At 71.7% G+C, this 251-nt stretch carries 1 pseudogene; it reads left to right on the forward strand.

Annotated features, from left to right (window positions below):
* Window positions 1–251: pseudogene (locus CH42_RS15830) on the forward strand (amidase family protein); the annotation flags it as partial.

The raw sequence follows: 251 nt of genomic DNA on the forward strand, positions 1-251 counted from the left end.
CCCCGGGCGATCCTCGCTGCACTCTACTACACCCGGGCCGATCCCGGGCCCCTCTCCCGCACCGTGGCCAACCACGCGCTGATGCTCGACGTCATCGCGGGGCCCGATCACGCCGGCCCGCTGTCGACCCCCAGGTCGGAGGACTCGTACGTCGCGGCGATGCGCCGCGATATCCGAGGGCTTCGCGTCGCCTGGTCCCCGGACATGCGCCTCGGACAGTACGTCGAACCCGAGGTCGCGCGGGTGTGCTA

Origin of the sequence: Leucobacter musarum subsp. musarum, from assembly GCF_001273845.1 — a bacterium.
Classification (GTDB): Bacteria; Actinomycetota; Actinomycetes; order Actinomycetales; family Microbacteriaceae; genus Leucobacter; species Leucobacter musarum.